Origin of the sequence: Kaistia sp. MMO-174 (assembly GCF_037147815.1) — a bacterium.
Classification (GTDB): domain Bacteria; phylum Pseudomonadota; class Alphaproteobacteria; order Rhizobiales; family Kaistiaceae; genus Kaistia; species Kaistia nematophila.
The window spans coordinates 55,231-62,587 of sequence record NZ_JBBCUO010000009.1; the positions used below are offsets into that span (position 1 = coordinate 55,231).

Annotated in this window: 9 protein-coding genes; all 9 read left to right on the forward strand. The window is 62.2% G+C overall.

The window, feature by feature from the left end; all coding sequences use genetic code 11:
• Positions 1-182: 182 nt before the first annotated feature.
• The 9 genes from WFK98_RS26530 to dcd all read left to right on the forward strand — a co-directional run bounded on the left by WFK98_RS26530 (position 183) and on the right by dcd (position 7,239).
• Positions 183-638: a hypothetical protein gene (locus tag WFK98_RS26530; RefSeq protein ID WP_336802402.1), complete on the forward strand. Its 456-nt coding sequence runs from the start codon at positions 183-185 to the stop codon at positions 636-638.
• Positions 635-991, forward strand: coding sequence for a hypothetical protein (locus WFK98_RS26535; protein ID WP_336802403.1), 357 nt, complete (start codon positions 635-637; stop codon positions 989-991). Before WFK98_RS26530 ends, WFK98_RS26535 begins: the two co-directional genes overlap by 4 nt.
• On the forward strand, positions 988-1,473 hold the full coding sequence (locus WFK98_RS26540; RefSeq protein WP_336802404.1) for a hypothetical protein: 486 nt from the start codon (positions 988-990) through the stop codon (positions 1,471-1,473). Before WFK98_RS26535 ends, WFK98_RS26540 begins: the two co-directional genes overlap by 4 nt.
• A complete protein-coding gene (locus tag WFK98_RS26545) occupies positions 1,470-2,225 on the forward strand; it encodes a PD-(D/E)XK nuclease family protein (protein ID WP_336802405.1) in 756 nt (251 codons plus the stop codon). Before WFK98_RS26540 ends, WFK98_RS26545 begins: the two co-directional genes overlap by 4 nt.
• Positions 2,226-2,280: 55 nt before the next feature.
• Positions 2,281-2,979 (forward strand): hypothetical protein, encoded by a 699-nt coding sequence (locus tag WFK98_RS26550; protein WP_336802406.1) that lies wholly within the window; start codon positions 2,281-2,283, stop codon positions 2,977-2,979.
• 74 nt (positions 2,980-3,053) lie between these two features.
• Positions 3,054-5,333 carry an AAA family ATPase gene (locus WFK98_RS26555; protein ID WP_336802407.1) on the forward strand — a complete coding sequence of 760 codons (2,280 nt, stop codon included), beginning with the start codon at positions 3,054-3,056 and terminating at the stop codon, positions 5,331-5,333.
• A complete protein-coding gene (locus WFK98_RS26560; RefSeq protein WP_336802408.1) occupies positions 5,326-5,931 on the forward strand; it encodes a hypothetical protein in 606 nt (201 codons plus the stop codon). Before WFK98_RS26555 ends, WFK98_RS26560 begins: the two co-directional genes overlap by 8 nt.
• 222 nt (positions 5,932-6,153) lie before the next feature.
• Positions 6,154-6,741, forward strand: a complete 588-nt coding sequence (locus tag WFK98_RS26565; protein ID WP_336802409.1) for a hypothetical protein — start codon at positions 6,154-6,156, stop codon at positions 6,739-6,741.
• A gap of 9 nt (positions 6,742-6,750) precedes the next feature.
• Positions 6,751-7,239 (forward strand): dCTP deaminase, encoded by a 489-nt coding sequence (gene dcd / locus WFK98_RS26570; protein WP_336802410.1) that lies wholly within the window; start codon positions 6,751-6,753, stop codon positions 7,237-7,239.
• Positions 7,240-7,357: the final 118 nt, after the last annotated feature.

Sequence of the window (7,357 nt, forward strand, 5' to 3'; positions counted from 1 at the left end):
CGGAAACGACGCTGATCTGAGGGCCGGGCGTGCGCAACTCTCCTGGAAACGCCCGGCTCTCAGGTTGTTCTCGAAGTTGGTGGGCTTCTTGGGTCACCGCTCATCTGTCCGGTCTCCCGCCAATCTCTGCTTGTTCAAGTTCGGATCTCGCAACTCCGAACATGAATCAAAGGGATTGGCAGATGACGGAAATCTCACGGCGCAACGAATCAAACTCACGGCGCGAGGAAGAAATGCAAAGGGTTGAGGCTATCCGAAAAGAGATGTCGATCGGGGTGCGGTTCCTCGGCGCGGCAGGTCGCAATGCTGACGAGGCGAATGCGATTGCTGCACGCCTGAGCGGGCTGTCTGTCACCGTCATCGAACGACTTCGCTGGAAGAAGATCAAGCGTGTCCCCGCTGATCTGGCCGACGTGATCCGAGGATCCATCGAAAAATACAACACCACCACGGAGGCTCGGGCCCGGCATGAACGCGACATCCTCGCTGCGCAACTCGCGAGCTACCTCAATCTCACCGATCAATCGGGCGATCCGGAATTTTATCGCGAACGCCTTGCTCCGGTCATCGACCAAGCGCGCCGCGCTGGCATTCCGGATAGCTCCCTGGCTGAAGAAGGACGAGGAGAAGGTCGATGAAAGCGACGGGCATTGACCATCAGCTCGAGCGTCGCGAGACGATCCTCAACATGTGGGCCAGCGGCGCCAGGACACGGGAAATCGCAGATGCCGTCCACGCCCCATGCGAGGACTGGATCCGTGCCGTTGTCAATCGTGCCCGCGCCAAAGGCGACAAGCGTGCCGAACAGCGTCGCGCCGGCAACAAAACGGACCGACGTGGCCGAAAGTTCGACGCGCACATCCTTCCGAATGCTGAGGTGCAGCGCGCGGTAGCAAGTCACCTTGGCCTCACGCCGTTCGGCATCCTCATGGGCGATCCACCAGCCGGTAGGTCAGCCCTTGATCGCAAGCGTGCGGGGCTGCCCTCATGACGTTTATCCTCGGCATTGACCCTGGCATAGAAGGCGCCTGGGCTGTCATCGACAGCCATGGCCTTCTTGTCTCGACCGGCGACCTGCCGCTCGTCGGCGAGGGCAAGAAGCGCATGGTCTCGGCGCCGCTGCTGGCTGGCGTTCTGGATCACCACGCGATCAGCGAAGCCTTCGTCGAGCGTGTCGGCGCGATGCCGGGGCAGGGCGTCTCGAGCATGTTCCGCTTCGGTCAGGCCATCGGCACGATCAACGGTGTCTTGGGCGCGCGCCATATCCCGGTCAGCTACGTGGCTGCGACCGTCTGGAAGAAGCACTTCAAGCTCCCCGGCGAGAAGGAGCCTTCCCGGCTGCTCGCCATCCAGACGTGGCCAGACAAGGCGCTGATCCACTTCAACCGCAAGAAGGACCATGGCCGCGCCGAAGCCGCGCTGATCGCCCTGTGGGGCGCGCGCTGCAACGTCGCCGCCGGAGTGGCAGCATGACCAACCCGTTCGCGGCTCACAACATCCAGCACCTGTCTCCCTCGACGCTGAACACGTTTGCGGCCTCTCCCGCCATGTTCGTTCTCGAGAAGGTGCTGAAGCGGCGCATGCCGGTCGGTGCTGCCGCGCACCGCGGCACGGCTGCCGAGGCCGGCGTGGCGATGGGGCTTCTAAATCCCGACGCCAAACTCGAGGACTGTGTGGCCGAAGCAGAGAGCGTCTTCCGTCAAAAGACGGCACTCTCCGGCGATCCGCGCAAGGACAAGGAGGCCGAGGCCCTTCCAGGGCTGGTCGAACAAGGTCTGTTGGCTCTCCGTCCCTACGGCATTCCCTCGAGCACGCAAGGCAAGGTCGAGTGGTTCGTGGAGGGTGTCGAAGTCCCGATCATCGGCTTCTACGATTTCATCTGGCAGGACCACGGCATCATCGTTGACCTGAAGACGCAGCTCGCCCTGTCGTCCGAAATCAAGACGGGGCACGCGCGCCAGGTCGCGCTCTATACGGTCGCCATCTCGGACAATCTCGACGCCCGGCTGGCCTACGTCACGCCCAAAAAGTCGGCGGTCTACAAGCTCGAGAACGTGCGTGCCCATGTGGGCGCCCTCGAGCGGATGGCTCGAGCTTGCCGCCGCTTCCTTTCCGTCTCCTCCGATCCGCAAGCGCTCGCCGACATGGTGAGCCCGGACGTCGAGAGCTTCTATTTCGCCCCACCGGCAGCGCGCCAGGCCGCGTTCGAGGTGTTCGGCGTCTGAGATCCCGAAGCGATGGCGGGTTTGTCCGTCGCGTGTTGCAAAGAAGGAGAGGCCGATGGCCCTCGGTATTAGCGCAGGTGGTGGTTCCGGCGAGATCAAGCCGTTCATCAAGTACGATGCACGCGCCGGCCGGATGTTCAGGATCGATCGTTCGCAGAATTCGAGCGGTCAGTACGAATCCAACGAAGTCGACATTTCCCAGGACTGCACCTTCGTCGCGGATCTCGCCAACATCCGCGTCGGCTGGGTCAACTACTCGCCGCAGGGGCCGGTCAAGCGCATGGTTGTTCTTGGCCAGGCGGCTATTCCGGCTCGGCCGGAAGACAAGGGCTCGGACGGCAAGCCGCTGTTCAAGCAGGGCTTCGAATTCACCGTCCTGCTGCACAAGAACATGGGCGGCGGACCGGCTCGTGAATTCGGCTCGTCGGCCGGCTGCGTGATCGAAGCGATCGACGCTCTTCATGATGCCTACATGGCGGCGCCCGAAGCCGCCCAGGGCAAGGTTCCGATCGTGAAGATGGTCAAGACGTCCGCGGTCAAGAGCGGCCAATCGACCAACTACAAGCCGACGTTCGAGATCATCGGCTGGACCGAGCGCTCTGACGCCCTGCCGCCCGCCCCGTCCGCCTCCGTCGGAAGCAATGCTTCCGCTGCATCCTCCACGCCGCCGACTACCGGATCCACGCACGCAGCTCCCCCGGCTGCTGCGCCGGCACCGCAGCCTGCCGCGGCAGGAGCTGACGACTTCGGTTGAGCCCTGGGGTCGTCCAACAACATGGCGGGGCCGGCTGCGGCCCCGTCACCTTAACCGGAGTGGGGGGTGGGTCAATGAACGCAGTGGTCACGCCAATTCTTCAGCCAGATGCGACAGCCATGCAGGCCCACATCGAACACCTGTTCGGCGGGTTTCTCGACGGCTGCCAGGATGGACTGGTGGAGCTTGCCTGGACGGATACCCGGCCCGACGAGTCCGGGCGTCACCGCCTTCGCAACGCCCGCCTATACGGTACTGACCAGCTTGACGAGCTGGTCGAGGAAGCTGCGCGCCTCAACGCCACGCCGATGTGCAACGTCTACATCGGCGCCGCCTTGCGGCATCCGCACACCGCCCCATTCGGTCGAGCCAAGGACGATGACGCATGGGCGCTGACGGCGCTCTATGTCGACCTTGATGACCCAGGTGTGGCACTGGCTGCCAAGGAGATCTACCGCGACGCCAAGCCAACCATGGTCGTCGTGACGGGCAGGGCACCACACACCCGCGCGCAGCTCTGGTGGCGGCTTTCCGAAGTCATCACCGACACTGGCGAGTGGCCGGCGGCTCTGCGCGGTATCGCGGCAGCCATGAACGGCGATCCCACGGTGACCAACCCATCGCGCGTGATGCGCCTGGCAGGATCGATCGCGTGGCCCGTCAAAGAGGGGCGCACGATCGAGGCGACCGGCATCCAGCCGCTCCGCAATCCCGGTCAGCAAGCCTATGCCGCCGACCACATCAAGCGCCTGTTCCCGCCCGTCGCCGCTCCAGCCGGTGGAGAGGCCAGCGTGACGGGTGTCGAAGCTCAGCACTCGACCAACTCGCTTGGCCTGTCTTCCAAGATCAAGGACGGGCGTGAGCGCTACATGCGCGACACCGTACTCGCCTGCCTGATCGAGTTCATCGGCGAGAACGGCACCGAGCCGTCCGCGCAAGATCTGTTCGATGCAGCCTGGCCGCAGTACGAGCAACACGTCGATCTCGAGACGCGCGGTGGACGCGGCCCTGACGAATTCGCCGAGAAGTGCCGCTATACGCTCGAGCGCTTCGCTCGAGGCGAGCTGCGTGGGCTCGAAAACGCAGACGCGGTGTTACAGGTCTGGTCTAGAAAGAAGCAGGCGAACCAAGGTTGGTCTCGTGCACAGCCGGCACAAGAAGCGCAGCCGGAAGAAGTTCAGACAACCGTTCCTCTTTCTTCGGCCTTCCCAATCAACGCGCTTGATATTCCTCCGCGCTCTTGGGTTGTACCTGGCCTTTTGATTAGAAGGCACACCAGCCTCCTCGTGGCGCCGGGCGGCGTCGGTAAGTCGCTGCTGACGCTCCAGACTGCGATGGCTCTCGGGAGTGGCAAGCCGTGGGCTGGTTGGTCGATAGATCGGCCATATCGCACTCTGGTGATCAACGCGGAGGACGATACGGATGAATTGCGCCGCCGTATGGTAGCTGCGACATCCGAGATGGATCTTCGCCAAGAAGACATCGGCGACCGCGTTCTGCTGGCCGACGACCCCGAGAGTATCGTGGTCGCGAAGATCGATCCGAAGACCAAGGCAGTGATCCGCATGCCGCTGGTTGAGCAGTTGGTCGCCTCCATTGTTCAGCATCAGATCGACGTCATTATCGTTGACCCGTTTGCCGAGACGTTCGAAGGCGAAGAAAACTCGAACAGTGAAATGAAGTGGGTCGCAGCCATTTGGCGCGAGATCGGCCGACGCACGAACGCAGCGGTCCTTCTGGTCCACCACACCAAGAAATACGCCAAGGACATGGGCGGCGACGCGGACGCGGCTCGAGGCGGCGGCGCCCTAGTAAACTCGGCCCGTATCGCGGCAACGCTGTTCGCGATGACAGATGACGAAGCTTCCAAGTTTGAAATCCCGGCTGAAGACAGAACCAGGTACGTGAGATTCGACGACGCGAAGGCAAATCTCAGCCTGATCACCAGCAAGTCGAAATGGTTCAAGAAGGTTTCTGTAGATATCGGGAACGCCCAGGGTCTCAGGCCGAGCGACGAAGTGGGCGTATTGGTTCCATGGTCGCCGCCAGGCCCGTTTGATGGTATTTCTATTGTCACCCTGAATCACGCTCTCGATGAGATATCGCGTGGGGTTGTCGACGAAGAAGGCAAGCCAACAGGCGTCCTCTTCAGTCCGTTTGCCCAGTCAAAGACCCGTTGGGTCGGGCAGGTCGTCAAAAACTTCGTTGGCTGTGATGACGCGCGCGCGAAAGCGATCCTCGCTGCGTGGTTCAAGTCAGGCCAGTTGAAAGAAGTCGAGCACACCGACAACAACCGAAATCGGACCAAGGGTGTCATTGTCGACGACACCCGCCTGGGGGTGATTGATGCGTGAAATCGTCCTTCTCCAAAGGCTACCTGACAATCAATATAGAGAGATAATTGTCACCGTAGACGTGGATGCGTTAGTTGCGTCCTTCTATGGAAAAGCAACGTACGAAACCTACGAAAAAAACGATTCAAAAGTTCGTAGGTTGGGTCCCCTTACAGGGAACACCGACGCGGCTAGCGCCGCCGTCGTCAGTTCGCCCTCGCTGACGCGGGTCGAACAGCCGCCTGTCGGTGGTCCCACTCAAGGGGACTTACGGTCCAACGCAGCCCACGCAGACGACATCGGGGAGCTGCGAATGATCCTGGCGGACCTGTCTGAGCAATTGGCGATCCTTCAGCGCCGGCTGGCTCCGGTCGATGCCGAAGAGAAAGCTATCAAGGACAGGCTGGTCGAGACTCATCAGCTGGCGGCGCCGTTCTCGGATAGCCTGAAGGCAACCCGCGCCCCGTTGTTCGATCGTCTCACGGATTTGTCTATCCGGCACGGAGCGGCTCGCACGGATCGGAAGCGCCTGTTGAGCAGACAGCGCGTCCTGCAGCGGGACATCGAAACCGCCGAGAAGAAGTTGGCACCAAGAAAGGTTAAGTTAAATGATCGGTGAACAGGTCATCGACTCGGGGCAGGTGTTCACCTGCGTTCTCGCGCGTCCCTACATCACGCAGGCAGGTGATCACATTCAGCTCCTGACGTGGGAAGTTGGTTGCGCGGTTTGTGATGCGCCAGTTCGGTTTGTTCGGTCTGAGCGGTCATTTCAAATCGACCGCCGTCGGTGTGACAAGCACAAGTCCCCAAAGGTTCGGGCAGCCCGCAGGAGTGCGGCGTGATGACCAAGCCTCTGGCGAATGCCTCACCACTCCCACGCATGACTGGCGCCCAATGGATGAACCGCGGCAACGCGGTTTACCTCGAGGGCCGAGCGCACATCGATGGCGTCGATCATCTGGCGGCTGAGATGGATGCAACCTGGGGAGCGGGGCGGCTTCGTCTACTGGTCGATGCCGAATGGCGTGAGAAGTTCGACCGCCAGCGGGTGAAGTTCAACAAGGCGGTCTGGGAAGGCGACCTTGAGGACGTGGAGCGCGAGACCGCGCGAATGGCATCAGCCTGGCGGAAGCTCCACGGCCTCGCCCTCGAGGCGAATGCCGCCCCGCTGGCTCCGCAGGTCTGGGAAACGGCACTCGATGACGGGCGCGTGGTCGCCATCGTTCGCGACATGGTCGACGTGCAGCACGTCACCTCGAGCGGCCGGCGCGTCGACGTCTATTCGCTCGAGGAGATCGGCCGGATCATCCAGGCCTTCCCCGAGATCAGCAAGGCAAAGGCGACATTCCCCGGCGCCACCGTCATCGCAGCGCGCGGACCCGACGATCCGCTTCGCTCGATAGAGCTTGACGATTCGATCCCCTTTTAGGAGCCGACCATGGCAATCCTTCCAGCCCAGACCATCCGAGCCCTGTGCCAGACGCAGAAGCCGATCGTCCACCCGTTCCACGAGCGCACCCAGCACGCCGGCATGACGTTCGGTCTCAGCGCCGCCGGCTACGACGTCCGCATCGCTGAGGACATGGTGGTGGTCAGCGGCACGTTCCGCCTGGCATCGACGTTCGAGAACTTCCGGATGCCAGACGACCTGATCGCGCGGGTCTGTGACAAGTCCACATGGGCGCGTCGTGGACTGACCGTCCAGAACACAATCATCGAGCCTGGCTGGCGTGGATACCTCACGCTCGAGCTGACCAACCACAGCGCGCACGACGTCATTCTCAAGAGCGGCATGCCGATCGCGCAGATCGTGTTCGAACGTCTCGAGGCGCCGACCGAGCAACCATACGTCGGCAAGTATCAGGACCAGCCGGCAGGCCCTCAGGCCGCGATCCTATCCCCCACTTCCCAACCCAAAGCAGCCTAGCGAGGACGAGAGATGGCAGCATTCCGCAAGAAGCCCGTCGTGATCGAAGCGACGCAGTTTGAAGGAACGATGGAGAGCGCAAACCGGGTTCTCGCGTGGATCGGCAGCCATGGTGGGT

What these genes read in the sequence shown, in the direction of transcription:
- WFK98_RS26530 (WP_336802402.1), top strand. Translation starts at nt 183, where the DNA reads ATGACGGAAATCTCACGGCGCAACGAATCAAACTCACGGCGCGAGGAA.
- WFK98_RS26535 (WP_336802403.1), top strand. Translation starts at nt 635, where the DNA reads ATGAAAGCGACGGGCATTGACCATCAGCTCGAGCGTCGCGAGACGATC.
- WFK98_RS26540 (WP_336802404.1), top strand. Translation starts at nt 988, where the DNA reads ATGACGTTTATCCTCGGCATTGACCCTGGCATAGAAGGCGCCTGGGCT.
- WFK98_RS26545 (WP_336802405.1), top strand. Translation starts at nt 1,470, where the DNA reads ATGACCAACCCGTTCGCGGCTCACAACATCCAGCACCTGTCTCCCTCG.
- WFK98_RS26550 (WP_336802406.1), top strand. Translation starts at nt 2,281, where the DNA reads ATGGCCCTCGGTATTAGCGCAGGTGGTGGTTCCGGCGAGATCAAGCCG.
- WFK98_RS26555 (WP_336802407.1), top strand. Translation starts at nt 3,054, where the DNA reads ATGAACGCAGTGGTCACGCCAATTCTTCAGCCAGATGCGACAGCCATG.
- WFK98_RS26560 (WP_336802408.1), top strand. Translation starts at nt 5,326, where the DNA reads ATGCGTGAAATCGTCCTTCTCCAAAGGCTACCTGACAATCAATATAGA.
- WFK98_RS26565 (WP_336802409.1), top strand. Translation starts at nt 6,154, where the DNA reads ATGACCAAGCCTCTGGCGAATGCCTCACCACTCCCACGCATGACTGGC.
- dcd (WP_336802410.1), top strand. Translation starts at nt 6,751, where the DNA reads ATGGCAATCCTTCCAGCCCAGACCATCCGAGCCCTGTGCCAGACGCAG.